Below are 22,675 nucleotides of genomic sequence, written 5' to 3'. Positions count from 1 at the left end.
CCATTGCTCGAGCGCGAGCTGCATGTCTCAATCCGCGCGGTCAGCGCGCAAAGCGAGCGATCAGGACGCTGCGGGATCCCAGGACAACGCGGCCTTTTCGGCCAAAATGGCAAGAATCGCTTCCTCCGAATAGCCGATTTCTTCGAGCAAGTCCCGGGTTTGAGCGCCTCGCGGACTCGAAGGCGCTTGCAGCGGCGCGTATTCCTCGTCGACACGGATGGTCGAACGGATTGCAGCCGTCCTTCCCTCTGTCGGGTGAACCTCGTAGCTGATCAGATTGACGGCCTGCAGGTGGGAGTCACCCGGCAGCGTGTCCAGCGTGTGGCAGGGCTGGACGGCAATGTCTGCAGCCTTGAACAGTTCGAGCCATTCGGCTGTCGTCTTGCCTGTCAATGCGGCGCCGCGTACTTCAAACCAGACGCCCACGTTGCGCGCACGCGCAGCCACGCTTGTGAAGCGGGGGTCGTTCACCAGCTCGGATCGGCCGGTTGCGTTCAGGAATGCCCGCACTTGAGGATCGGTGTTGACCGTGAAGGAAATCCACCCGTCCGACGTCTTGATGGGCTTGTTGTACGGGCTGAGCAGGCGCAGATCGCCTGCCTCGCCCACAGGCGGATCGAAGCTGTGCTGCGCCAGATGCTCCTGAAGAACGAACGCGGCCATCGTCTCGAACATGGGGATTTCCATGCTGCAGCCCGTGCCACTGGCCTTATGTGCGATCACTGCGGCCATGATGGCGCCCGCGGCGATTTCACCGGAGACGTGGTCGCAGATCAGCATGGGCACATAGGTCGGCGTGCCATCACGCTTGAGCGTGAGGCCGGCCATGCCGGTGGCGCCCTGCACGACGCTGTCGTAGGTAGGTTGCCCGGCGTACGGTCCTTCTGTCCCATAGCCGGTGATCAGGCAGTAAATTTTCTCCGGGTGGGTTTTCCGGATGGTGTCGGCGTCGAGTCCGAGCCGCGCGAGGGCTTGCGGGCGCATGTTGGCAACGATGACATCCGCGCTGGCCACCAGGCGTTGCATCACTTCCTTGGCGCTAGGCTTCTTGAGGTCCAGGCAGATGTTTCGCTTGCCGCGGTTCAAATGAAGGTAGGTCCCCGAATGCTGGCCGGTCGGCGACATGCCGCCGAGGCCGCGCATGAGATCGCCTTCCGGGCTTTCGACCTTGATGATCTCCGCCCCGTATTGGCCCAGGCGCCATGTACAGACGGGACCGACCACCACGCTTGTCAGGTCAAGGATGCGGATTCCTTTTAGGGGTTCGAAGCTCATTGAATGTCTACCTCCATGTCCACGGCGTGGGTGTTGTTGTCGTCAAAGGCCTTCAGATGCCATGAATCGCCGTTGCGATCGGCGGCCAGGGTGATGGGGCGCCTGCTGAACAAGGGTGCCAGGTGCCGGATGCGAAGGGCTTTTGGCGTCTGAAGGAGATCCGTGCGGATGAACTCCGTCAGCAAAAGCGTGACTAGGCCGCCATTGACCACCAGGTCGGGAAACCCTTCGACGTCCTGGGCGTGCGCGCGATCGATGTGAATCTTGTGCGAGTTGAAGCCAAGCGCCGAGTATTGAAACAGCAGTGTGTCATCGGGACGCGCCGTTTTGACGCGCTCGGCAACCGCTGCCGGATGCTTGTAGGTGCCCGCTGGCGAGGAGCTGGAGGCGGGCAGCAGAAGGTAGGTCTGGGTTTCAGTGAGCACCGGCGCCTCATCCCCGCGCAGCGTCAGCTCGTGCCCGATGGTCACGATGGCCATGGCGCCCGAGTCGGTCTGTTTCTGTCGCAGACTTTTCACCGCGCTGCTTCGCCTCAGGCTGCCGCCAATCGGGATATCGCCGTGAAACGTGACGGTGCGCGAACCCAGCATCAGCCGCGGAAGGCCCAGGTCGGGCATGGGCACGCCCAGCCCCGGGAAACCGTCGCTCCTGAGCGAGGATCTGCGGGTATCGGCGCCGAGCAAAATGAAGTGCCAGCCTCTAGGCAAAGGATCGCCCTCCCGGATTTCCTCCGGGTCAAGGTCCAGCATTGCAGCGACCCTGCGGACAGCCGCGAGGTTGCAGCTTTCGTCGCGGGTGATGAGCTCAGCGAGTTCGGTCAAGATTTTCTCAATCTGTACTGTTCGGAAGCGGCGTTGTGTCCAACAGCCGCCTCCCGTGGTGGAGAAATTTTCTAGTGCACTAGAACATGCATCAATGAATAAGAAGAAGGTTTATTTTCTAGAAAATAAGCGAAAACCATCTAGGTGTTTTCACCTATGCATTATTATATTTACAGATAAATTTAGATGGAATTCAATCCCTCTTTCGACATGGCTATGTCACCGTTAAATGTGGAATTTTCACTCCCGCAGGCGTAGAGTAAATCCCCGAATCCCGTCTGGAGGTAGCCATGAACGCCGAGACTTTCAAGGGGGTGATGGAACAGGTTTGCCGCCTCACTGTGCGCCAGCGAGAATTGCTCAGAAAGCGGCTCGATGAACTCGATGGCCAGCAAGAAGGACTCGCTGTCATTGAGGCGCAAGAAGCGGGACAACCGCGCGCCTGCCCGCACTGCCAGGGCACGGAGCTTTTCCTGCACGGCCAGACCAACGGGTTGCAGCGCTACCGCTGCCAGGCATGCCGTCGCACCTTCAACGCCCTGACGGGAATGGCACTGGCGCGGCTGCGCAAGAAGGACAAGTGGCTCGGCTTCAGTGGGGCGCTGGTGGCCTCGCAGGCGCTTCGCCCGGCAGCGGCCACGCTGGGGGTGCATCGCAACACCGCGCTGCGCTGGCGCCACCGCTTCCTTGGCGGCATCAAGGCAGACCGCGCCTTGAGGCTCAAGGGCATCACCGAAGCGGACGAGACCTATGTCCTGGAGTCGCGCAAGGGCGCTCGCAAGCTGGACCGTCCGGCCTGGCGTCGCGGCGGCAAGGCGAGCAAGCCGGGCTTGTCGGACGAACTGGTATGCGTTTTGGTGGCGCGCGACCGTGCCGGGCAGACGCTGGACTGGGTCACGGGACGCGGACAGATGAGCAAAGCCCAGTTGAGCAGCGCATTGCAGCCGGTGCTGGCCAAGGATGCGCTGCTGGTGAGCGACGGCAATCCGACGTACCGCTATTTTTCGCAGGACGCGGGCATTGCCCACGACGCCATCAACCTCAGCGCAGGCGTGCGCGTCAACGGCGCCGTGCATATCCAGAACGTCAACGCTTATCACGGCCGCTTCAAGTGACGATGGGATTGCGCATCAACATCAGACGCCCGCGACGGTGGCGCAAAGGCAAGACGACGAGTGGCCGCTAGGCGAGCTGTCCCACCTGCTGGACATGCCGCAGCCCACGCCGGTCTCCTGGCTTCGCCGCGGCGAGTTCAAAGCACGGCAAGTGATGAGCCGGTCCCATCGGCTTTGGCTGGTTCACGCTACGGGGTTCTACGCCCAAATCCACGAAAATTTCAGAATTTCGCTTTTCCTCACCGCTCCAACAGCTTTTGACCATCTTGGCGCAGTACCCCATCTGGCGCATGATGCCGCTAAAGGGTTTGCCGCGTGACCCCCAACTCCTTGCATAGGTCGCTCACGACTGTTTCCTTTTGCCCCATGGCCGCCATGGCCAGGCGCAATTTGGCCGGCGTCATCTTGTACTGACCGCCTCCATTGCGTCCACGCGCGCGGGCAGACGCCAAGCCCACCTTGGTACGCTCTGAAATCAGTGCCCGCTCAAATTCGGCCAGGGCCGCAAAGATACCGAACACCAGTTGACCTTCAGGCGTTCTCGTATTGATGGAGGCGCCATGCCCTGTCAACACCTGGAAACCGACACCTTTGGTTGTCACATCGTGCACCGTGTTGATGAGGTGGCGCAAATAGCGGCCAAGACGGTCAAGTTTCCACACCAGGCCCAGTGACCACATAGCTGCCAAAAGTGCCATCTGTCCGATCAAAATGCGAAACTGCGTTATTGATAGACTCTAGGTTTTGCCCTTCTTGGCCTCGGCCAGAATCCGGTAGACGCTGGCCTCGCCAAGACCGAGCTTTCGGGCGATTCCGGCCTTGGTCAACCCCAACCCGGCCAAGCGCACGACCTCGGCACGCTGCTCAGGCGCAATCGGCTTACGTCCCTTGTACTTGCCCGCCGCCTTGGCGCGGGCGACACCCTCGCGCTGGCGCTCCAACATCATTTCCCGCTCGAACTGCGCCACACCCCCCAGTACCGTCAGCATCAGCTTGCCTGTTGGCGTGTGAGTGTCCATCCCCAGGTTCAGCACGCGCAAGCCGACTGACTTGCGATCCAGCGCCTGAATCATCGGGTTCTGTCGCATTGGCGGTCGTACCGCCTGCTCGTTTATGCTGAGTTCTTTTTTGCGACGGGTATGAAACGCGATGCTGGCAACCAAAGGGATGCGATTTCCAATTGACGTGATTCTGGTATGCATCCGTTGGTACGCGGCTTATCCGTTGAGTTACCGCCATCTCGAGGAAATGATGGAGGAACGCGGCGTGTTTGTCGACCATTCCTCGATCAATCGCTGGGCAATCCGGTTTCTGCCCTTGCTTGAGAAAGTGTTCCGCAAGCACAAGCGCGCGGTGGGCGGCAGCTGGCGGATGGACGAAACCTATATCAAGGTCAAGGGCGCCTGGAAATATCTCTACCGCGCGGTGGACAAGGAAGGCAAGACAGTCGACTTCCTGCTGACGGCCAGGCGCGACAAGGCCGCAGCCCTGCGGTTCTTTGAAAAAGCCATGAAGGCCAACGGTGTTCCCGAGAAGGTCACGATGGACAAGAGCGGCGCCAACAAGGCGGCCATGGATGAGATCAATGCCCGAGGTGAAACACCGGTCATCGTGCGACAAGTGAAGTACCTCAACAACATCGTGGAGCAGGACCATCGCGCTGTCAAACGGGTCACCAAACCGATGCTCAACTTCAAGTCATTTCGATCGGCCAAAAATGTCCTGGCCGGCATCGAACTCATGCACATGATCCCGAGGGGATCAGAACGGCTGCGTAGGTGCTTCCAACGTTCCAGATGACGAGGTAGGCAAGCGCTGCAGCGGCAAGGCCAGACCGCTGTCCCGGCGGGACGTACAGCGATATGCCTCGAAGCCGCGCGATGGCGAGCAACAAAGTCCCCGCCCCCAGCAAACACACCGCGCGGAATGTCCATACGGAGATCTCCCGTACCGCGATGGGAAATAAAACCCAATTGGTACCCCACAGAACCGTGAGGACCAGCACCAGCGGCAGCACCTTCGCCAGAGATGCCGGATTCGTTTTGCATTGCTTCATTCTGAGTGTCTTGTGTAGAGCAGTCTGAAGAGGCGAAGCCCGGCGCATGGTTGGATTATTCGCGCCATGCTACACGAAAAAATTCATGGGTGCATTTATAAAATCACTTATGAAAATAAAGACTTGAGCAGGCAACAGTGCGAAAGCAAATGTCTAGATTCGTCCATTTTGCCTGTTTCGCCAATTGTTGCTGTCCTCGGAAATACCGGGACGGTCTTCGCTGAGACGAGCTGTTTTTTTGCGGCTGACCCGGCAGGAGCTGACGACCTGCATGCCATGCCTGAGTTTTATAGATAAAATTCATTCCGGCAAATGAATAAGTGACTTGCGCAGTTTTTAGCGCAGATCCTGCAAAATTACCAAAAAATATATTTTTGCTTCTATTTTTGTACAGGAATTAGAACCCTTGTGAACAGATGTCGAAGCGATTTCACCAGTAAATTTATTTCTGTCGGAGGTTTGATGAAGGAGGATGTCATTGAGACGGCTCGGATGTCAGAAACGGAGCGACGCAGCTACTCTGCACCAGCTCTTGAAAAAGGTTTAGACATACTTGAAATGCTTTGCAGGAGTGATCGGCCGCTCTCCCAAAAAGAAATTGCACAAAGTCTTGGTCGCAGCGTGGGCGAAATTTACCGCATGCTGACCTGCCTTGTGGACCGGAACTATGTCTTTCAGGTTGACGATAGCTCCTACACCATCACCACCAAACTGTTCAAACTTTCGCACGTCAACCCGCCAACGCATAGGTTGCTGTTCGAAGCCTTGCCAGTGATGCAACGACTGGCAAAAGATCTTGATCAGTCTTGCCACCTCACCGTGTATTCCCAAGGAAAACAGGTTGTCCTGGCAAAGGTTGATACACCTAGCGGTATGGGCTTTAGTGTGCGAACAGGCTCTGAACTTGATGTAATAATTTCTTCATCAGGCCGCGTTCTCCTGGCTTTTCAAGACGACGAAACCAGAAAGTGGTGGATTGAAGAGTCGATGCAACGGCGTCCCGATCAGGCGGATCCGCAAATCGGAGCGATTCTCGATACCATACGGAAGACCGGCTATGAGTCGATTCCGAGCGTGCAGGTTCGAGGGCTTTACGCGGTCAGCTTCCCTATTCTAGACAGACAAGGCCGTGCACTTGCCGCTCTGACAGTTCCTTATGCAGAGCGAATCGACCAAAACCGACGGAAATCGATTCCCGAGGTTACCGAGGCGCTTGCAGCCGCTGCACGCCTTTTGTCACAAAGAGTCGGAGGCGTAACCACAGGCAGGTCGGCAGAAAAGGTCTCCCTTTAATCACAGTACTTGTTGCCCTGTGAAAAATGGCATCAATGGTCAGGTGCCTGGCGTACCAGGCACCTCATGTGTGTTTACCTCCATGTCCACGGCAAGGGTGGAGCGGTGGTCATAGGCTTGCAACCGCAAATTTGTTTTACCTTGTTTGGCGATCATGGTGATGGGCCGGCCGCAGAACAGCGGGGCAACGTGCCGGACTTTGATTGAAGTCGGGATAACGCCGATTTCGCGACGTAGATACTCGGTGAGAAGCAGCGTCACGAGTCCACCGTTGACAACCAGATCTGGATATCCTTCGACATGACGGGCATGAGATCGATCGATATGAATCTTGTGCGAATTGAATCCAATAGCAGAGTATTGGAAAAGCAGGGTTTCATCGGGGACGACAGTCGCGGTCCGGTAGCTGGCCAAGTCTGCAACGGACCCTGATGCAATGGTGGCCGTGCTGCCTCTGCGCGCAGGCAGCAGCAGGTAGGTTTGGGTTTCCACCAGTGCAGGCGATTCGTCACCAGCAAGCCATAACTCATGCTGAATGTTTGCAATAGCCATCGGGCCAGACTTTACTGTTTTTCGAGTGAGGTCTTGCATTGCACTTTTGCGGTGTACCGAGGCACCAATGGGTATGTCCTTCCTGAAGGTCACATTGCGCCCCCCAAGCAGCAAACGGGGGAGGCCAAGATCGGGCATGGTGACGCCCAGCCCTGGAAATCCATCGGCTCTCAATAGCGACCGCCGTGTATCCGCTCCCATCAGGATGAACTGCCAACCTCTGGGCAGCGGCGCACCGTCAACCATATGCTCGGGATCCAGATCGAGCATGGCGGCAACCTTGCGGGCGCTCGATGCGCTGCATATCTCAGTGCGGAGAACCGGAACCTGACTCGGGGCGAGAGGTAAATCAAAAGCAACTTTGTCATTCATGCATGAATATTAACATTCATGGATGATTTTAAAATTAGCGTTTTTGCGCAAAATAATCAAATTTCCCTAGGGATTACCCCTATCAAATTTTACAGATGCATTGTTGACTTCATCCATGAAGCCTAATATCGTTACGTCTGTGTTGGGCAGGCTTTATCTGCCCGACTCATCCCGCCACTCAGATACCTGTAGGCAGTGGCGACATTCAACAATGCAAGAAAGAGAGATCACCATGAATTTCAAGTTTCACCACATGAACCTCTGCACTGACAACTTGCCGAGACTGACCAAGTTCTACAAGACCTTGTTCGAATTGGGAACAATTCAGGACGAGTCCCATACCGTGATCAGTCGCCAGCGTGATGATCGCGCATATACCGGAAAGGTCGACTTCCTTACCGATGGCGATATCGAGTTTCACTGGGCCGAACGCGATTTGGAAACAGGCTTCAAGATGAAGCAATTTGTCAACCCGATGGGTCACGGACACTTTTGTTTCCGAACGGATGACATTCAGGGATTCATGCGCAAGTGCGATCAACTTGGCCTTCGTTATTCGGACTATGGATGCTGGGCGATTCCCGGCTGGCATCAAGTCTTTCTGCAAGACCCGGACGGCCACGTGATTGAAGTCCATCAGCCCAATGTGTTCTGATCTTTTTCACATCTAATATTTAGGAGACAAAGCATGCAAGTCCGTTCAGAAGCAGATACAAGCGCTCAAAGCGCTAACCCAAATGGTCGTCGTGACGCTCTTAAGCGCATTGTTGGAGTAGCGGCTTCAACCCTGCTTCCTGGTGCTGTGCTGGCTCAAGGTGCAGGCAAGTTCAATTTGAAAATTGCAATATCGCTCCCAGAGAGCCATCCAACGTCATCCGCTCTGAAGGCTGCATGCGCAGAAGTCTCGAAAGAATCGAATGGTCGTCTGACAATGGAGGTCTATCCGAACGGCCAGTTGGGCAGTGACACGGATACGCTGTCTCAAGTCAGATCGGGAGCCATTGACTTTATCTGCACGGCGGGTTCTATTTATGGAAACCTGGTACAAACAGCATCGATAAATTCGATTGCGTTTGCGTTTGCTGACTACGCGACCGTGTGGAAGGCAATGGAGGGGGACCTAGGCGCTCACATTCGCGCCTCTTTTGACAAGGTCAATCTCACGCAAGTCGGAAAATTCTTCGACCACGGCTTCCGTCAGATTACGCACTCATCCAAGCCGATCGTTACTCCGAAAGACTTGGCAGGCATGAAAATACGCGTGCCTTCAACCCCGTTGTGGACTTCAATGTTCAAGGCACTGGATGCATCCCCCGCCACTGTCCCGATTGGTGAGCTTTACACCGCTCTGCAGACAAAGGTTGTCGATGGGCAGGAAAATGCATTGCCAACAATCGATGCGGCGAAACTCTACGAAGTTCAGAAGTACTGTTCGACCACTTCACACATGTGGGAATACTTTGCGCTTGTTGGCAACAAGCGCAACTGGAATGCGTTGCCCGAGGATCTTCGGGCATTGGTTTCGAAAATCTTCGATGCCAATGTAACTAAGCAACGCGCCGCGCACGAGGCATTGAACGCTTCTCTAGAAGCCAAGCTAAAAGGTTTGGGAATGCAGTTCAATCGGGTTGATACGAAGCCCTTCCGCGAGGCGCTGCAGAAGGCAGGTTACTACACGGAATGGCAGAAGAAGTTCGGACCCGAGACCTGGTCCCAGCTCGAAAAATACACCGGGAAACTAGCCTGAACAACAGGTTAAGCGAGCGCTCACTCGCCTGACGTGAATCGCTGCAAGCACAGGCGCGGCGCGCATTGAAGTAGCTTTAACTGATGAGAAAAGTAAATGCTCTCATTCCATGCAATGCCGCCGCGCCGCCCGGTTCACAAAAATGTGAGACCCCACTAGAACGAATTTGGAGATGCACCTTGGATATGTCAACGCATTCTGATGGCCCACACTCGAGCGAATCGAGCGGCCACGAGAAAACCGCCTGGCTTCGCGCAATCGGAAAGGCAGACCGATTCCTGGGGCTGCTCACCGAGATACCTGCCGCGCTACTGGTTCTCACCGAGATTTTGGTACTGCTCGGTGGCGTCGTGAGCCGATATGTACTGCACCATCCTTTGACATGGTCCGATGAATTGGCATCCATGTTGTTCTTATGGCTTGCGATGCTGGGATCGGTGATTGCACTTCGTCGATCCTCCCACATGCGCATGACGGCTCTCGTCGACATGGCATCGCCAGGTACGCGCGCTTTTCTAGACCTCATTGCAGTAGTGGCCGCAGTAGCATTTCTTGCGTTTATCGGCCACCCAGCATATGAATTTGCCTCTGAAGAGGCTGCCGTCACATCCCCTTCGCTTGAGATATCCAACGCATGGCGTGCTTCTGCGCTGCCATGCGGAATAGTGCTGATGTGTTTCGCAGCTGTTCTTAAGCTTGCGGAAGTGACAAACTGGCGCCGCCTTGTCGCCGCATTGGCCTTGGCCGCAGCAGTGGTGGCCGGCCTCTACATGATGAGCCCGCTGTTCCAGGACCTCGGCAACCTCAATCTTTTGATTTTCTTCGTTGGCATTGTCGCTGTTTTGGTGCTATCGGGCGTACCGATTGCGTTTGCTTTCGGCTTGGCGACCTTGGGCTACATTAGCTTGACCACTTCAAAACCGACGACTGTCATAGTAGGTCGGATGGATGAAGGGATGTCGCACATTGTCCTCCTCTCAGTTCCACTATTTGTCTTTTTAGGAGTAGTTCTGGAACTGAGTGGCATGGCTAAAGCCATGGTTCGCTTTTTAGCTTCTCTGCTTGGACATGTACGTGGCGGACTGTCTTACGTCCTGGTCGGCGGGATGTATCTGGTTTCCGGAATCTCGGGCTCGAAGGCGGCTGACATGGCAGCTATCGCACCCGTGCTCTTCCCTGAAATGCGAAAGCGCGGCGTGAAGGAAGGCGAGATGGTGGCATTGTTAGCCGCAACCGGTGCGCAGACGGAGACCATCCCACCCAGCATCGTGCTGATAACGATCGGCTCTGTGACAGGCATTTCAATCTCGGCGTTGTTCTCCGGCGGCCTCATGCCTGCGCTCGTTTTGGCTGTCATGCTCTGTTTTGTAGTCTGGTGGCGCCATCGCAAGGACGATCTTGCCGGAACGCAGCGTGCGAGTTGGCGTGAAATCGGACGCACCTTGCTTATTGCCCTTCCCGCACTCGCATTGCCATTCATCATCCGCGCCACGGTGGTGGAGGGTGTCGCCACAGCGACCGAAGTCTCGACGATCGGAATTGCCTATGCAATTATCGCGGGCGCAGTTATTTACCGACAGATGGACTACAGGAAGCTTTGGCCTGCGCTGATCGATACGGCGGCACTGTCGGGCGCGATCTTGTTGATCATCGGCACCGCAACCGGCATGGCCTGGGCATTGACGCAGTCCGGCTTCTCGCGCCAGCTGGCTCAGGCAATGTCGCAACTCCCCGGCGGCGCAACTGGATTCCTTGCGGTATCCATCCTTGCGTTCATCATCCTCGGAAGCGTCCTTGAAGGAATTCCTGCGATAGTTGTTTTCGGACCGTTGCTTTTCCCCATCGCCAAGCAATTCGGAATCAACGACGTGCATTACTCCATGGTGGTTGTTCTCTCGATGGGCATCGGTCTCTTCGCTCCCCCATTTGGCGTGGGTTACTACGCGGCGTGCGCTATCAGCCGTGTCAGTCCCAGTGCTGGCATGAGGCCAATCCTTGGCTACATCGTGGCGCTGATTATTGGAACGATCCTGGTCGCCGCCATACCGGGACTCTCCATTGGATTCACCAGGTAAATACATCATGCTTACTTATTTCTTAACAGGGTCAACGGGGTACATCGGTGGCGCCATCGCTGATGAACTTGTCAAGCGCGGGCATCAGGTCCGAGGGCTAGTCCGCAGTCAGGAAAAGGCTGCACAGCTATCGGAGCGCGGAATCACCCCGGTACTGGGAGACCTGGACGCTTCAGAGCTATTGACGAATGAAGCAAAAAACTCTGATGGGGTGATCAACACTGCAAATGCAGACCATGCCCGGGCGATAAACGCCTTGATCACCGGCCTGGCTGGTTCTGGAAAACCATTGATACACACCAGTGGTTCCAGCGTCGTGGGCGACGATGCGCGCGGCGCCTACTGCTCCAGCGCCATCTTCGATGAAAACACGCCGATGATTGTCAATCCGCGAAAGCAAGCTCGACGCGACATTGACTTGATGGTGCTTGGGGCTGCCCAGCAAAACATTCGCTCTGTGGTGATTTGCCCCAGCAATATCTACGGATTGGGAAGCGGCCTGAACCCAAACAGTTTGCAGGTACCGTTTCTGGCCGAGAACGCGCGAAACAATGGTGTGGTGCAGATTGTTGGGCAAGGGCTGAATACCTGGTCGAACGTGCACATTGATGACTTGGTGGACCTGTATATCCGCGCGCTGGCCAATGCGCCTGCAGGCGCCTTTTACTTCGCAGAAAACGGTGAAGAGTCGTTTCGCAATATCGGGCAAGCATTGGCCAAAAGACTCGGGCTTTCCGATGTCGAGGCGCTTGATCCGGAACTCGCAGCCCAAAGATGGGGTGAAACGAGAGCCTATTTCACGTACGGCAGCAACAGCCGCGTCAGAGCCGCCAGGGCTCGCCAAGAGCTTGGCTGGAAACCTCGCCACTCATCTGTCACCGATTGGATTCTGAACGAATTGCCAATCTGAAATTTACGTTTCGATCGTTTTTGAAAGAGTGAAAAATGTTGCTAAAAGATAAAGTCTGTGTGATTGCCGGGGCTGCGTCGCTTCGAAGCATTGGCTATGCCACTGCGGAGCTGTTTGCCGAACATGGTGCCAAGGTCGTAGTCGTTGACCTCATGATGGACGAGCAGGTACTTGCAAGCATCAAGTCCCGGATAGAAGCTCAAACGCAGAAGCCGGTATCGGTCCATGGATTTCGATGCGACATCAGCAAGTCCGAGGATTGTGAGCAACTGGTCAAGAACGTCATTGACCTGCATGGCACTATGGATTGCCTGGTGAACTCAGCGGGCATTGTTCGCACGCAGTCAATGCTCGATATGACTGAAAAAGACATTGACGTCATGATCAACGTCAACCTCAAGGGCGCCTTCAATCTTTGCCAAAGTGCTTTGAGGGTCTTTGCCAAACAAAAGTCCGGAACGATTGTCAATGTCTCATCGGCGGCTGCGCAACGTGGCGGTGGGCTGGTGGGCGGCGCCCACTATGCCGCCTCCAAGGGCGGCGTGCTGAGTCTGACCAAGAGCATTGCACGGGAATTTGGACATATGGGAATCAGGGCAAACGCCATTTGCCCCGCCATGATTGAAACGGCAATGCTTGATGGACTGCCGCCTGAAAGACTTGGCGCCATTATTGACGCCATCCCGCTGAAGCGTACAGGAACCACGAAGGAAGCTGCAGGGGTCTGTCTCTTCCTGGCCTCAGACCTGTCTGGCTTTGTGACGGGCGCCACCATCGACGTCAACGGTGGCAGCCATATTCATTGAATGATTTCAACTACCTGCATCCATTTCACATCACTTACATCCAAAGGGAACTCTCATGATTCTGGAAGTCGCCGATATTCGCGTAAAAAAAGGCCAGCAAGCAAAATTTGAAGAGGCCGTTCAGCTTGCGCTAGGCACTGTATTCCCCAATGCAAAAGGTTTTTGCAGCCACGAATTTCACCGCTGTATCGAGAATCCAGCACGTTACGTGCTGCAGTTGACATGGGAAACGCTCGAAGACCATACCGTGGCCTTTCGTGGATCGCCTCTTTATGCCCAGTGGCGTTCGTTGGTTGGCGAGTATTTCGCGCAACCGCCTCACGTTGAGCACTTTGAACGGGTGTCTTCGGCAGTGACAGATTCCAGGGCTGAATGATGACGACAACATCATCCGATAGTGGCAATGAGTCGCCGGTTGAATCTTTTGCAGATTGCCATGTTGGGATCGTTAACACCATGCGCGATCTCGCCGACTTGCCTGCACTTTTAGAGCCGGCGCGGCGTTTTCATGCGGTTTCGATGCGAATCGAAGACTTCTTCAACCGGGTTGTACTCATTCACCACCAAGAGGAAGAGGAAGAGCTGTTTCCGGCCGTGCTGTCGAGCGCGACAATCGGAGAAGAGCGCTCCGAGGTCCAGCGGATCGTTTCGCACTTGACTGACGAACACCGCACCATTGAAGCCGCATTCGCAAAGCTGATTCCCACCATAAAGGCTGCAAGCAAAGACCTCACGGCCGAACTCAACGCGCACGACATCGATGCCGTGGTGAATGACTACCTTGTCCACGCACGATATGAAGAGGAAGTTTTCCTTCCTTTGGCCAAGGCTATCCTGGAGCGCAATGGCAATCACATGGCAGCATTGGGGATGTCGCTTCACATGCGGCACGGGACAGAGATGGCCCGAAGGCATTACGGCTCGATTTAGCACAGGAGGCATGTAGCGCGCCTTGCAGGGCTCGCGCCGCAGTTTGGGTCAGGGATCGTCAGGGCGCGCCACAGCGACGATGGCTGCAAAGTGTCCGCTGTGCGATGGACTTAGCGCGCCAGCACAACAATCTTTCCGCCCGCGCCGTTGGCCTCCATCATCCGGTGCGCCTGGACGATCTGGTCGATGCCGAAGACCTTTCCCACGATGAGGGGCAGCCTCTGCGCCGCGACGTCGTCGACAAGCCGCTGCAGCGGCATTGCCATGAAGTCGGCCACTCCGCCTGAATACGTGGTGAGCGAAACTCCAGTGGGAATTGAATCCATGGGCGCAAAGTCGGCGAATGACCATCGATCGCCCACCATGCCTGCCATGCACACGATGCCGGGCTCGCGCGTGGAATGCAGAGAGTCTTCAAGCGTGCTGGTCCCGACAAGTTCCAGTACCTTGTCGGCGCCGCCTTTCCAGACGGCCTGCACCGCATCCGCGATTGCGCCATCGTCCAGGAAGAAGTAATCCGCTCCGGCGGCCTGGACCAGCGCCTTTCCTGCCGGTTGGCGGGAAGTCGAGCCCACCTCCGCACCGTGCGACCTGGCGATTGACGCCGCTGCGAGCCCAACGGAAGTGGTCCCGCCGCGTATGAGCAGCCGCTCGCCCCTGCGCAAACGCAGCCCGCGGAAAAGGGCGCCCCAGGCTGTCTGGAGCATCTCGGGCAGCGCGCCGAGCCTGTCCCAGGACAGCGGCGAGATGAGCGCCTGCACCTGGCTGGCCGGCACCAAGGTGTACTCGGCGTAGCTGCCATCGAAGGACCGGCCCATGCCGCCCATGACCGTTGCAACCGTCTGCCCCGGCTGAAACTGGCCTCCGGGCGCTTGCGCGACCGTGCCGACCGCCTCGATGCCCAGCACGCGGGGAAATCGCACCGTGGGCGAATGGCCCTGGCGGGTGAAGAGTTCGGAGCGGTTCAGGCCAAACGCTTCGATCCGGATGAGAACCTGACCAGGAAGCGCCTGCGGAATCGGCCGCTGCTCAATCTTCAGCACCTCCGGGGCACCCGGTTCATGCATGACCACCGCCTTCATCATCTTGGCCATTTCTGCTTCCCTCAATGTGCTGGGTTGCTAACGCGCGAGGAAGGATCGCAGGTCACGAACGAACTTCACAGGGTTCTTGAACATCAAGAAGTGGTCGCCCTGCTCTGCCGAGGTGTAGCTAAAGAGCGTCGCGCCCGCAATGACCGATTGCGCCCAGCGCTGGCTGGCCAGGTTGTTGCTCTCTTGCCCCGAGAAGATGGCGGCGGGCACGTTGATCTTGTGGGCGACCACGTCGCGCCAGTCGTTGACAGTATGGTTGAACAGCACACGCGCCAAGGCCTTGGGATCGTTCTTCACCAACGCGTTGGCAAAGCTCTCCGAGTTGACAAAGGCGGGCGAATCCGTCAGTTGCGCACGCCCGAACACCTTCAGGTCGGTCGTGAGCTGGCTGGCCGGGCCGCCAGCGGTGAACGCCGCCACCATGCGTTCGGCCGAAGTGGTGCTGCCACCGGCCTCAGCGCGCTCTTTTTCTGACCAATCGTCGTGGGCATAGATGGAGATGGGTTCATCTACGAATGCCACCTTGCGGATGCCACTGGTGCCAAACAGATCGATATAGCTCCAGAGGATGGCCGCCCCCATCGAGTGGCCGACATAATCGGCCGACTTCACGCCGATGTGATCGCCGAACTCCTTCAAGTCCATCGAATGGCGGGCGATACGGCCACCGTATTCCACATGCTGCGACAAGCCCTGATTGCGCGGATCGAGCACATAGACATGGTGGCTGCGTGCCAGCAAGGCCATCAGGTTGATGTACTGCGCGCCGTTGGCCGACCATCCAGGCACGAAGATCAAGGGCGGACCCTCGCCGGCCTCCCAGTAGGCGAGCTTGACGCCATCGTTGGTCACGAACGAATTGATCTGCAGTCCGGCAAACTCCGACAGCTTGCCGGGCAGGCCAGCGACGCGCTGTGGAAACACGAAATCCCTGCCCAGCACCTGCAGGGCTGGCTCGGCCAGCGCGGTGCTGGACAGCGCGGCCAGCATCAACGCCGCCGCTGCGGCTCGAAGTAAAGGCTTTGTCATGTCGATGCTTCTCAGCCTGCGCTTGGTTCGGGCGATGGGCATGGAGAACTCCTTCAAAGGGATGAAACGGGATGAGAGAGAAGGCGAGTCAACCAGATGCCGCTCAAACCGATTGAAACATGGTCTTGACTCGGACGGTACTTGATTACGCGAAAGAAAGGACGTCCGTTACGGCATTGCGCGGTTTCTGCGGCCAATTCGCTGCCCCTGTATAGCCCACGGTCACCAGCATTACAGGGACATCAGAAGAGGGCAAGCTGAATGCTTCAGCGACGCCTGCCGGGTCGAATCCGATCATGGGACATGACACCAGGCCCTTGCCGTGCGCTGCAAGCATCAGGGTCATGGCCGCCATGGCACCCGACCGTATGGCCTCATCGCGTTGAAGCGATGGATTTTCCTTGTACATGCCGTTGGCTGCACCAATCCACCCGTTGTAGGTGGCCTCGTCAATGATTCCGGCGTCACGCGTCGGCCTTAACGCTGCGGGTAGGTTCAGGTGCGGCTCCATCGTGCCGCAAACAATGAATGTCACTGCGGAGTCAACAATTTTTGGCTGGTTAAATGCGAGTGGCAGCAGCAAAGCTTTGGCTTCGTCGCTTCGTACCGCAACAAACTTCCAGTTCTGAAAATTGAAAGCGGATGGGGCGTAAGTCGCCAATTCAATCAACTGGGCAATTTCATCGTCCGAGAGTTTTCGTGCTGGGTCGTAGCTGTTTGCGGAGATACGGGTCTTGATGAGTTCGGAAAAATCAGTCATTTCGAGTTCTTTCATGCTGGGCTTAAGTTCAAAGAGTCGGATGCGAGAGATGCCAGGCTAGAGGCGACTAAATCCGCCAAACGATTCCATGTAAACGGCACCAAAAAGGTCGAGACGTTTGCGAACCTCAGCGTCCGGTTTGCCGTAGACCGTCAGGCTGGTTATCTTGACCAAGCTTAAAAAGCGTTCGGCAAAAGGCGCAAAGGTGATGTCGATGTGGCTCACCACCGCATCCGCGCGGTAGCGCTCGAAAATGTGGGCCACTGTGTGGTCAGCATTGACCGAATACTCGTAAATCAGCGTACCAGGCTCTTGATGAGTGACTGCGACAATCTCGGCAACGAGCTCTTTGAACGCTGGAAAATCTTGAGGTTCGAGGGCAAGCGTGAACACGCTCGAAATCTGTGAAGACATGGTTGTACTCTTGAAAAGGACGGCAGGGGGGCCCGCCCCTGTCAAAAAATCGAGTTGCAAATTTGCGAACTCACGCAAGATGATGTGCTGTCAGGGTGTCAGGCTAGGCTCGCCGAAAAGCTTGCCAGCGCCTGCCCAGTCGGCCGGCTTCACGTCTTCAAAAATCACGTAGATGTAATTGGGATCGGTGGCGGTGTTTCGGGCGATGCTTTCGGTGATGTCGGCGGCAACCTTCTGCTTTTGCGCATGGTCTTTTCCTTCAAACCAACTGACTCGAACAACGGGCATGGAAAACTCCTTCAAAGGGTGGATACGGGGTGGCTCAACGCCAGGAACAGCTGCCCCAGCGGTTGAAGCCATGATGTTAAAGTAGAAATTAAATTTAATTAACCACTAAAAATATCATAAGAGTAGAAAAAATGCATACATCAACCGAGCCGGATCCGCTTTCCGGTATCTCTGTTTTTGTCGCTGCCGCCCGAGCCGATAACTTCACTCAGGCAGCAGACCGCATGGGCCTGACCAAGTCCTCGGTCGGCAAAACCATCGCCCGGCTTGAGCATCGGCTGGGTGTCAAGCTGTTTCATCGAACGACGCGCCTGACACGGCTGACCGCAGACGGCGAGGCCTACCTCACGGCCTGCACGGCGGCGCTGGATGAAATAACCGCAGCACAAGCGGCTCTGTCTTCAAACAATCGCGTACTCAGCGGCCGCATTCACATGGACATGCCGGTCGCCTTTGGCCGGCGCGTGCTGTTGCCGGCGCTCATCGAGATCACGCGGCCCCACCCCGGCCTGAGCCTGAGTTTGACCTTTACCGATGCCACCAGTGATTTGCTTCAGGATGATGTCGATATAGCCATTCGCTTCGGTGCGCTGCCGGACACGAGTCATCTCGTGGCCAGGCGCTTGACGACCCAGCAGCGGGTGATTTGTGCGTCTCCTGACTACCTGCGCGCCATGGGTGAACCCATCAGCCTGGCAGACATCCGTCAACAGCGCTGTATCGTCGGGTCACCAAAAGGGCCGCCGCTGGTGTGGTTTGTTCGGGATGAGGAAGTTGAAAAGCGCATCACACCGCCGGCCACCCATCAACTGAGTGACGCAGAAGCGATGGTGGACGCTGCCGTGAGTGGCCTCGGGCTCACGCAGTTCCCCATTTCACTGGTGCGCGAGCAACTCAACGACGGCCGACTACGGGCGGTCTTGCAAAAGTATTCGGGTACCGGCGTTGACATTCACGCGGTTTGGCCAAAGCGCGCTCAACTGAGCCCTCGGGTGCGTTACGTCGTTGATGAACTCGTAGCCTATGCTGCCAAGGGAAGGTTTGATTGAGCAGCGCGTGTAGCCCCCAAGTCTGCGCAGCGTTTTTCTTCGACGGATTGGCGGTTGCTGTGAATACTGTATGTCACTGGGATTCAGAAGCAGTCAAGGCGTCGTGAATTGAAATTGCGCGTTCAATGCGGCAAAGCGTTTAGAACGGCCAGCGTTCATCGCAAAGTTGACCCCATCGCCCGTTTACCAAGTCATCCTTGGTTGAGAGAAGTGATGTGTCAAGAAATCCAGCAGCGCCCGAACCTTGGGCGAGACATGTTTGCGAGTTGGATAAACGGCATAGATGCCAAGCTCAAGCGATCGAAATTCAGGCATCAACTCCATCAATGTCCCCGCAGCCAAATCGTCCCCCACTAGGAAGCTGGGCTGCAAGATGATGCCTTGGCTGGCCAGGGCAGCCGCCCGGCAGGTGTCCCCGTTATTGGTGTGGATGCAGGGATTGGTTTTGACACTCACTGCTTCTAAAAGGGGGCCCGTGAAATGCCATTCGTCCTTGGTTGACCAGTAGCTGTAGGAAATCACGGCATGACCAGCTAACTCGCTGGGGTGCTTGGGCGTGCCGTGCCCCTTGAGATACTGCGGCGATGCGCACAGCACCATGCGCGTGCTCGCCAGCCGTTTGCTCACCAGCGTCGAATTTTCCAGGCTGGCGATGCGGATGGCCACGTCATAGCCTTCCTCCACCAGATCAACCAGGCGATCCGCCAGCGTCACCTCCAGTTTTACGTTGGGGTGTTGAGCCCTGAAGCTACCCCACAGCGGTGCCAGATGCCGAACGCCAAAGGTGAAGGGCGCATTGATTCTCAGCAGCCCGCTGGCGGCCTCGCTGCGGGACGTGATTTCATCCTCAGCTTCGGCCAGTTCAGCCAGCAGCTCCTTGCTGCGGACATAAAAGATCTGACCTTCATCCGTTAGCGAGAGCCGCCGGGTCGTGCGGTGCAGCAAGCGCACGCCCAGGCGGGTTTCCATGTCAACGACATAGCGCGAGACCGCCGCCTTGGACATAGCCAGCGCGTCGGCGGCTTTGACAAAACTGCCCGCGTCAACCACAGCATTGAAGGTTTGCATTTCAAGAAACCGGTCCATTGAACCTCCAGTTGAGACAATAAATCACATTTGACAGGGTTTATCTTCTCCCATGTTTTTAATAAAGTCCATCCATGCGCTGCACAACCCACGCCCGGTTCGGCCCATGCAATGTCTGCAGCAGCCCAATCCAGGCAACCCCAGGGAATCCATCATGAAAGTCAGCCATGACCTCGACAGCCAAAACGCCCGTTCTTTTCATCTCGCACGGGGCGCCCGCCTTGCCATGGCGCCCGGCGTCATGGCCGGCTTCGGCCAGGGGGCTTGACATGATCGATGCTGTCCGCCGGAGTTACGCAAGCATCCGCGCGAATGCGCCGCCAGAGGCCCCGGTCGTGCTGCTGCGCATCGGCGAAGACCAGACCGGCGTCGCGTCAGGCACGGGCATCGAACCGGGCCAGGTGCTGATGCTGGAGATGGGCGCCAGCCGGACATCGACCGATTGCTTCAAACACCGTCCGCCCTCGCCGCTTGAGATCGAAAACGCCATCATGGTCGTCGAGGACGAAGTAGCGCGTGCCCGTGGGGCAGCCTTGGAGGGCGCCACGCTGTATTCGACGGATGAACGGGTGAATGACATGGCCAGGATGGCGGGCTGCCCGGATGCGTTGGTCAGCACCCTGACGATTGAACAGGTGGAAGGGCTGTTCAACCAGCTTGCCGCCAGAGCCGAAGGCAGGCCGTCCTCGCAAGTACGGATTCCGGATGATCCACGATTCGCTGCGACCTTGTTGATTTTGCGAGAGTTCATGCACCACCTGCACTTTGGCAGCATCCAGGTGCTGCGGCACGCCGCCTTCACGACAGCCGTGAATCCGCCGGAAAAAGGCGGTGCGCGCGAGCCTGGCGGCTGAACGGGCCGCTCAATCAAACCTTCCCCTGGCGGCATACGCCACGAGTTCATCGACGACGTAATACCAATCCCATGTCATGGGATAACCGCAGCCGAAGGCAGCACTGCCCAGTTGCGGGAGCACAAAGAGCGGATGGCGCCAGGGATTTGCGCGAAGGCATTCCAGGCGTCGCAGCAGGCGTCCACAATCTGCTCGTAGCCGTCGTAGCAGCGGTTGGCCAGGTGCCGGTCGCGCAATTGCTGCCACACCTGCTCGGCCGGGTTGAGTTCGGGTGAGCCTGCGGGCAGCGGCAACAAGGAAATGTTCGGGAACTGCGGCAGTCTGGGCGTGGTATGCCATCCCGCCCGGTCCAGCACCAGCACGGCGTGGCGTCCCGCAGGCACCGCCTCGCTCAGGGCCTGCAGGTGATGGGCCATCGCCTCGGTATTGGCGTGTGGCATGACCAGACCGACGGCACTATCCTGCTGTGGACAGACGGCACCAAACACGTATGCCGATTCGGACTGCTGCTGGCGCACCACCCGGGGGCGCGTTCCCTTGCGTGCCCACAGGCGCGTTTGCGTGCCGCGCTGGCCGATGCGCATTTCATCCTGGAACCAGATGTCCACCTGCTCAGGCGCAATGCCTGGCGGCAGCGTTTGCAGGACTTTGGGGGCGAAGTTTTTTTTTGAATTCGGCTTGTGCCACCGGATCGGCGTAGGGACTGACGGCGCGGGCCGAAATCCATACCATGCCCAAACGCTTCATCAGGTCATACACACCGTTCAAGCTGTAGGCAACGTCAAACTGTCGGGCCAGCAACTGGCGTATGTCTTCACCCCGCACCCGACCGCCGCCGCGTTCGCGCTGCAGTTGTTCAACCGCCTGGCGAAACGCTTCTTCCTGTGCTTTGGCAAGGCGCTGCGTACTCCAGTCGTGCGGCATGCCAGCCAGACGGGCCACGCCGCCAGCGAGGAACCACTGCACCCAGCGCATGACCGCGTGGCGGCTCACGCGCAGTGCATCGCCCACTTCGCTGCAGCTTTTGCCCTCTTTGAGGTGCGCCAGCGCTATCAAGCGCAGTCGCCGGCGTCCATCCGATTCTTTGCGGGCCAGCCGGTCGAAATCATAGGACTGCAGCTGATCAATGATGTGCTGAGATAACATTTTCATAACCTCCTGCGAGAGCCAAGACTGCTCAGACTCCGATCCCTGGCTTTGGTTCTTTCTCTGTCGGGATTGGTATAACGCACCCGGGGGCTCAGTTGAGCGCGCTTCGGCCAGACCGCGTGGATATCGACGCCCATGCCCGAATACCCTGGCAAGACTGCCTGCAGCCGTCCGTTGCCGAGGTGCTCGCGCACCAGTGAAATGGGGAACTGCGCCAGCCCGAGGCCGCTCACGGCAGCGTCCACCATCGCTTCTGCGTCACTCAGTTGATGGGTGGCCGGCGGCGTGATGCGTTTTTCACCGTATTCATCCCGAACAAACCACACCAGCGGCGGCCCCTTCGGCGATCCGACGATGCATCGGTGTTGATGGATGTCGGGCAGGCTGATGGGATCGCCCATGGCGCGCAGGTAGCTGGGTGACGCACAAATCACCCGCGCCTGGGTCGCCAGGCGTCTGGCCACGAGATGGCTCGTGTCGCGTAGCGTGCCAAAGCGGATGGCGATATCGACATCGTCTTGAAGCAAATCGCTGGTGGCATCGGTGAAGGTCAAACTCAGGCTCAGGCCGGGGTGGGGCCGCGTGATCTCGATGAGCGCCGGCAACAGCACGCGCCGGCCAAAGGCGACCGGCATGTCCATGTGAATGCGGCCGCTGAGAACGCGGTTGCTGGAAGACAGCGCGGCCTGTGACGCGGTGATTTCATCCAGCGCCGACGCGCACGCCGTGAGGTAGGCCTCGCCGTCTGCGGTCAGCCGTGTCAGGCGCGTCGTCCGGTGAAACAGCTTGACGCCCAGGCGGTGCTCCAGCCGGGCAATGGTTTTTCCACCGAGGACTTGGTCAGACCCATGCGGCTTGCTGCTTGCGTGAAGTTATCGGCTCGGGCGGCAGCGACGAAAACAAAAACGCCGGAAAGCGGGTCCGGCGCGGTTGATATATCCATTTTTTCTACTCTAACATCATGGCTCGATCGTTAAGGCACCTGTTCCTGGCGATGATC

The 22,675-nt window shown here is 57.3% G+C and carries 24 protein-coding genes and 3 pseudogenes; 12 read left to right on the top strand and 15 right to left on the bottom strand.

Features of this window, described 5'->3' with window-relative positions:
• Nucleotides 1-60: 60 nt before the first annotated feature.
• On the bottom strand, nt 61-1,275 hold the full coding sequence (locus tag ABLV49_RS24810) for a CaiB/BaiF CoA transferase family protein (RefSeq protein ID WP_349282915.1): 1,215 nt from the start codon (nt 1,273-1,275) through the stop codon (nt 61-63).
• Nucleotides 1,272-2,096, bottom strand: coding sequence for an FAS1-like dehydratase domain-containing protein (locus tag ABLV49_RS24805; RefSeq protein ID WP_349282913.1), 825 nt, complete (start codon nt 2,094-2,096; stop codon nt 1,272-1,274). Before ABLV49_RS24805 ends, ABLV49_RS24810 begins: the two co-directional genes overlap by 4 nt.
• Nucleotides 2,097-2,386: 290 nt before the next feature.
• Here ABLV49_RS24805 and ABLV49_RS24800 point away from each other — a divergent pair.
• A pseudogene (locus ABLV49_RS24800) lies at nt 2,387-3,208 on the top strand (IS1595 family transposase); the annotation flags it as partial.
• A 305-nt stretch (nt 3,209-3,513) separates the two neighbouring features.
• Here ABLV49_RS24800 and ABLV49_RS24795 read toward each other — a convergent pair.
• Together ABLV49_RS24795 and ABLV49_RS24790 are read right to left on the bottom strand one after the other, a co-directional pair.
• Nucleotides 3,514-3,876, bottom strand: a pseudogene (locus ABLV49_RS24795) (recombinase family protein); the annotation flags it as partial.
• Between the two features lie 72 nt (nt 3,877-3,948).
• Nucleotides 3,949-4,272 (bottom strand): annotated as a pseudogene (locus ABLV49_RS24790) (recombinase family protein); the annotation flags it as partial.
• 88 nt (nt 4,273-4,360) lie between these two features.
• Between ABLV49_RS24790 and ABLV49_RS24785 the strand changes: the two are divergent.
• Nucleotides 4,361-5,011, top strand: coding sequence for an IS6 family transposase (locus ABLV49_RS24785; RefSeq protein WP_349282912.1), 651 nt, complete (start codon nt 4,361-4,363; stop codon nt 5,009-5,011).
• A 718-nt stretch (nt 5,012-5,729) separates the two neighbouring features.
• Nucleotides 5,730-6,560, top strand: coding sequence for an IclR family transcriptional regulator (locus ABLV49_RS24780; RefSeq protein WP_349282910.1), 831 nt, complete (start codon nt 5,730-5,732; stop codon nt 6,558-6,560).
• A 39-nt stretch (nt 6,561-6,599) separates the two neighbouring features.
• Here the strand turns inward: ABLV49_RS24780 and ABLV49_RS24775 are convergent, their stop codons facing one another.
• On the bottom strand, nt 6,600-7,484 hold the full coding sequence (locus tag ABLV49_RS24775; protein WP_349282908.1) for a hypothetical protein: 885 nt from the start codon (nt 7,482-7,484) through the stop codon (nt 6,600-6,602).
• Nucleotides 7,485-7,716: 232 nt separating this feature from the next.
• On the opposite strand from ABLV49_RS24775, the gene ABLV49_RS24770 reads away from it, so the two are divergent.
• The 7 genes from ABLV49_RS24770 (at nt 7,717) to ABLV49_RS24740 (ending at nt 13,952) form a co-directional block, all read left to right on the top strand.
• Complete coding sequence (locus tag ABLV49_RS24770) at nt 7,717-8,139, top strand: VOC family protein (RefSeq protein ID WP_349282906.1); 423 nt, start codon at nt 7,717-7,719, stop codon at nt 8,137-8,139.
• A gap of 33 nt (nt 8,140-8,172) precedes the next feature.
• The gene (locus tag ABLV49_RS24765) at nt 8,173-9,231 is read left to right on the top strand and encodes a TRAP transporter substrate-binding protein (protein WP_349282904.1); all 1,059 of its coding nucleotides are present in this window, start codon (nt 8,173-8,175) and stop codon (nt 9,229-9,231) included.
• Nucleotides 9,232-9,416: 185 nt separating this feature from the next.
• Entirely contained in the window at nt 9,417-11,306 is a 1,890-nt protein-coding gene (locus tag ABLV49_RS24760; RefSeq protein WP_349283081.1) for a TRAP transporter large permease subunit, read from the top strand.
• Nucleotides 11,307-11,313: 7 nt separating this feature from the next.
• Nucleotides 11,314-12,216 (top strand): NAD-dependent epimerase/dehydratase family protein, encoded by a 903-nt coding sequence (locus ABLV49_RS24755; protein WP_349282902.1) that lies wholly within the window; start codon nt 11,314-11,316, stop codon nt 12,214-12,216.
• A gap of 35 nt (nt 12,217-12,251) precedes the next feature.
• Nucleotides 12,252-13,022, top strand: a complete 771-nt coding sequence (locus ABLV49_RS24750; protein WP_349282901.1) for an SDR family NAD(P)-dependent oxidoreductase — start codon at nt 12,252-12,254, stop codon at nt 13,020-13,022.
• A gap of 55 nt (nt 13,023-13,077) precedes the next feature.
• Complete coding sequence (locus tag ABLV49_RS24745) at nt 13,078-13,398, top strand: antibiotic biosynthesis monooxygenase family protein (protein WP_349282899.1); 321 nt, start codon at nt 13,078-13,080, stop codon at nt 13,396-13,398.
• Nucleotides 13,399-13,478: 80 nt separating this feature from the next.
• Complete coding sequence (locus ABLV49_RS24740; protein ID WP_349282897.1) at nt 13,479-13,952, top strand: hemerythrin domain-containing protein; 474 nt, start codon at nt 13,479-13,481, stop codon at nt 13,950-13,952.
• Between the two features lie 110 nt (nt 13,953-14,062).
• On the opposite strand, the gene ABLV49_RS24735 is transcribed toward ABLV49_RS24740, so the two are convergent.
• From ABLV49_RS24735 to ABLV49_RS24715, 5 genes are all read right to left on the bottom strand, one after another.
• Nucleotides 14,063-15,046, bottom strand: coding sequence for a zinc-binding alcohol dehydrogenase family protein (locus tag ABLV49_RS24735; RefSeq protein WP_349282895.1), 984 nt, complete (start codon nt 15,044-15,046; stop codon nt 14,063-14,065).
• 27 nt (nt 15,047-15,073) lie between these two features.
• On the bottom strand, nt 15,074-16,117 hold the full coding sequence (locus tag ABLV49_RS24730) for an alpha/beta fold hydrolase (RefSeq protein ID WP_349282893.1): 1,044 nt from the start codon (nt 16,115-16,117) through the stop codon (nt 15,074-15,076).
• A 103-nt stretch (nt 16,118-16,220) separates the two neighbouring features.
• The gene (locus ABLV49_RS24725) at nt 16,221-16,835 is read right to left on the bottom strand and encodes a nitroreductase family protein (protein ID WP_349283080.1); all 615 of its coding nucleotides are present in this window, start codon (nt 16,833-16,835) and stop codon (nt 16,221-16,223) included.
• A gap of 57 nt (nt 16,836-16,892) precedes the next feature.
• A complete protein-coding gene (locus ABLV49_RS24720; protein WP_349282891.1) occupies nt 16,893-17,249 on the bottom strand; it encodes a putative quinol monooxygenase in 357 nt (118 codons plus the stop codon).
• A 90-nt stretch (nt 17,250-17,339) separates the two neighbouring features.
• Nucleotides 17,340-17,537, bottom strand: a complete 198-nt coding sequence (locus ABLV49_RS24715) for a tautomerase family protein (RefSeq protein WP_349283078.1) — start codon at nt 17,535-17,537, stop codon at nt 17,340-17,342.
• A 131-nt stretch (nt 17,538-17,668) separates the two neighbouring features.
• Between ABLV49_RS24715 and ABLV49_RS24710 the strand changes: the two genes are divergently transcribed.
• On the top strand, nt 17,669-18,586 hold the full coding sequence (locus ABLV49_RS24710) for a LysR family transcriptional regulator (RefSeq protein WP_349282888.1): 918 nt from the start codon (nt 17,669-17,671) through the stop codon (nt 18,584-18,586).
• A 183-nt stretch (nt 18,587-18,769) separates the two neighbouring features.
• Here the strand turns inward: ABLV49_RS24710 and ABLV49_RS24705 are convergent, their stop codons facing one another.
• Complete coding sequence (locus ABLV49_RS24705) at nt 18,770-19,672, bottom strand: LysR family transcriptional regulator (RefSeq protein WP_349282887.1); 903 nt, start codon at nt 19,670-19,672, stop codon at nt 18,770-18,772.
• A 269-nt stretch (nt 19,673-19,941) separates the two neighbouring features.
• Here ABLV49_RS24705 and ABLV49_RS24700 point away from each other — a divergent pair, with 269 nt between their 5' ends.
• The gene (locus tag ABLV49_RS24700) at nt 19,942-20,526 is read left to right on the top strand and encodes a hypothetical protein (protein WP_349282885.1); all 585 of its coding nucleotides are present in this window, start codon (nt 19,942-19,944) and stop codon (nt 20,524-20,526) included.
• Nucleotides 20,527-20,600: 74 nt separating this feature from the next.
• Here the strand turns inward: ABLV49_RS24700 and ABLV49_RS24695 are convergent, their stop codons facing one another.
• The 4 genes from ABLV49_RS24695 to ABLV49_RS24680 are packed head-to-tail and all read right to left on the bottom strand — an operon-like array spanning nt 20,601 to nt 22,618.
• Nucleotides 20,601-21,149: an IS630 family transposase gene (locus ABLV49_RS24695; protein ID WP_349283067.1), complete on the bottom strand. Its 549-nt coding sequence runs from the start codon at nt 21,147-21,149 to the stop codon at nt 20,601-20,603.
• Entirely contained in the window at nt 21,139-21,672 is a 534-nt protein-coding gene (locus tag ABLV49_RS24690) for a helix-turn-helix domain-containing protein (RefSeq protein WP_349282883.1), read from the bottom strand. The genes ABLV49_RS24695 and ABLV49_RS24690 overlap by 11 nt, the downstream gene beginning before the upstream one ends.
• A 2-nt stretch (nt 21,673-21,674) precedes the next feature.
• A complete protein-coding gene (locus tag ABLV49_RS24685) occupies nt 21,675-22,460 on the bottom strand; it encodes a LysR substrate-binding domain-containing protein (protein WP_349283077.1) in 786 nt (261 codons plus the stop codon).
• The gene (locus ABLV49_RS24680; RefSeq protein WP_349282881.1) at nt 22,436-22,618 is read right to left on the bottom strand and encodes a helix-turn-helix domain-containing protein; all 183 of its coding nucleotides are present in this window, start codon (nt 22,616-22,618) and stop codon (nt 22,436-22,438) included. The genes ABLV49_RS24685 and ABLV49_RS24680 overlap by 25 nt, the downstream gene beginning before the upstream one ends.
• Nucleotides 22,619-22,675 lie beyond the last annotated feature (57 nt).

The organism is Polaromonas hydrogenivorans, assembly GCF_040105105.1.
Taxonomy (GTDB): domain Bacteria; phylum Pseudomonadota; class Gammaproteobacteria; order Burkholderiales; family Burkholderiaceae_C; genus Polaromonas; species Polaromonas hydrogenivorans.
Note: the sequence above shows the minus strand (reverse complement) of the source record. Positions and strands in the feature narration are given on the sequence as shown.

Bases quoted from the DNA above. Each gene is read 5' to 3' on its own strand.
- ABLV49_RS24810 (WP_349282915.1), bottom strand. From the start codon at position 1,275: ATGAGCTTCGAACCCCTAAAAGGAATCCGCATCCTTGACCTGACAAGC.
- ABLV49_RS24785 (WP_349282912.1), top strand. From the start codon at position 4,361: ATGCTGGCAACCAAAGGGATGCGATTTCCAATTGACGTGATTCTGGTA.
- ABLV49_RS24780 (WP_349282910.1), top strand. From the start codon at position 5,730: ATGAAGGAGGATGTCATTGAGACGGCTCGGATGTCAGAAACGGAGCGA.
- ABLV49_RS24775 (WP_349282908.1), bottom strand. From the start codon at position 7,484: ATGAATGACAAAGTTGCTTTTGATTTACCTCTCGCCCCGAGTCAGGTT.
- ABLV49_RS24770 (WP_349282906.1), top strand. From the start codon at position 7,717: ATGAATTTCAAGTTTCACCACATGAACCTCTGCACTGACAACTTGCCG.
- ABLV49_RS24765 (WP_349282904.1), top strand. From the start codon at position 8,173: ATGCAAGTCCGTTCAGAAGCAGATACAAGCGCTCAAAGCGCTAACCCA.
- ABLV49_RS24760 (WP_349283081.1), top strand. From the start codon at position 9,417: ATGTCAACGCATTCTGATGGCCCACACTCGAGCGAATCGAGCGGCCAC.
- ABLV49_RS24755 (WP_349282902.1), top strand. From the start codon at position 11,314: ATGCTTACTTATTTCTTAACAGGGTCAACGGGGTACATCGGTGGCGCC.
- ABLV49_RS24750 (WP_349282901.1), top strand. From the start codon at position 12,252: ATGTTGCTAAAAGATAAAGTCTGTGTGATTGCCGGGGCTGCGTCGCTT.
- ABLV49_RS24745 (WP_349282899.1), top strand. From the start codon at position 13,078: ATGATTCTGGAAGTCGCCGATATTCGCGTAAAAAAAGGCCAGCAAGCA.
- ABLV49_RS24740 (WP_349282897.1), top strand. From the start codon at position 13,479: ATGCGCGATCTCGCCGACTTGCCTGCACTTTTAGAGCCGGCGCGGCGT.
- ABLV49_RS24735 (WP_349282895.1), bottom strand. From the start codon at position 15,046: ATGGCCAAGATGATGAAGGCGGTGGTCATGCATGAACCGGGTGCCCCG.
- ABLV49_RS24730 (WP_349282893.1), bottom strand. From the start codon at position 16,117: ATGCCCATCGCCCGAACCAAGCGCAGGCTGAGAAGCATCGACATGACA.
- ABLV49_RS24725 (WP_349283080.1), bottom strand. From the start codon at position 16,835: ATGACTGATTTTTCCGAACTCATCAAGACCCGTATCTCCGCAAACAGC.
- ABLV49_RS24720 (WP_349282891.1), bottom strand. From the start codon at position 17,249: ATGTCTTCACAGATTTCGAGCGTGTTCACGCTTGCCCTCGAACCTCAA.
- ABLV49_RS24715 (WP_349283078.1), bottom strand. From the start codon at position 17,537: ATGCCCGTTGTTCGAGTCAGTTGGTTTGAAGGAAAAGACCATGCGCAA.
- ABLV49_RS24710 (WP_349282888.1), top strand. From the start codon at position 17,669: ATGCATACATCAACCGAGCCGGATCCGCTTTCCGGTATCTCTGTTTTT.
- ABLV49_RS24705 (WP_349282887.1), bottom strand. From the start codon at position 19,672: ATGGACCGGTTTCTTGAAATGCAAACCTTCAATGCTGTGGTTGACGCG.
- ABLV49_RS24700 (WP_349282885.1), top strand. From the start codon at position 19,942: ATGATCGATGCTGTCCGCCGGAGTTACGCAAGCATCCGCGCGAATGCG.
- ABLV49_RS24690 (WP_349282883.1), bottom strand. From the start codon at position 21,672: ATGTTATCTCAGCACATCATTGATCAGCTGCAGTCCTATGATTTCGAC.
- ABLV49_RS24680 (WP_349282881.1), bottom strand. From the start codon at position 22,618: ATGGATATATCAACCGCGCCGGACCCGCTTTCCGGCGTTTTTGTTTTC.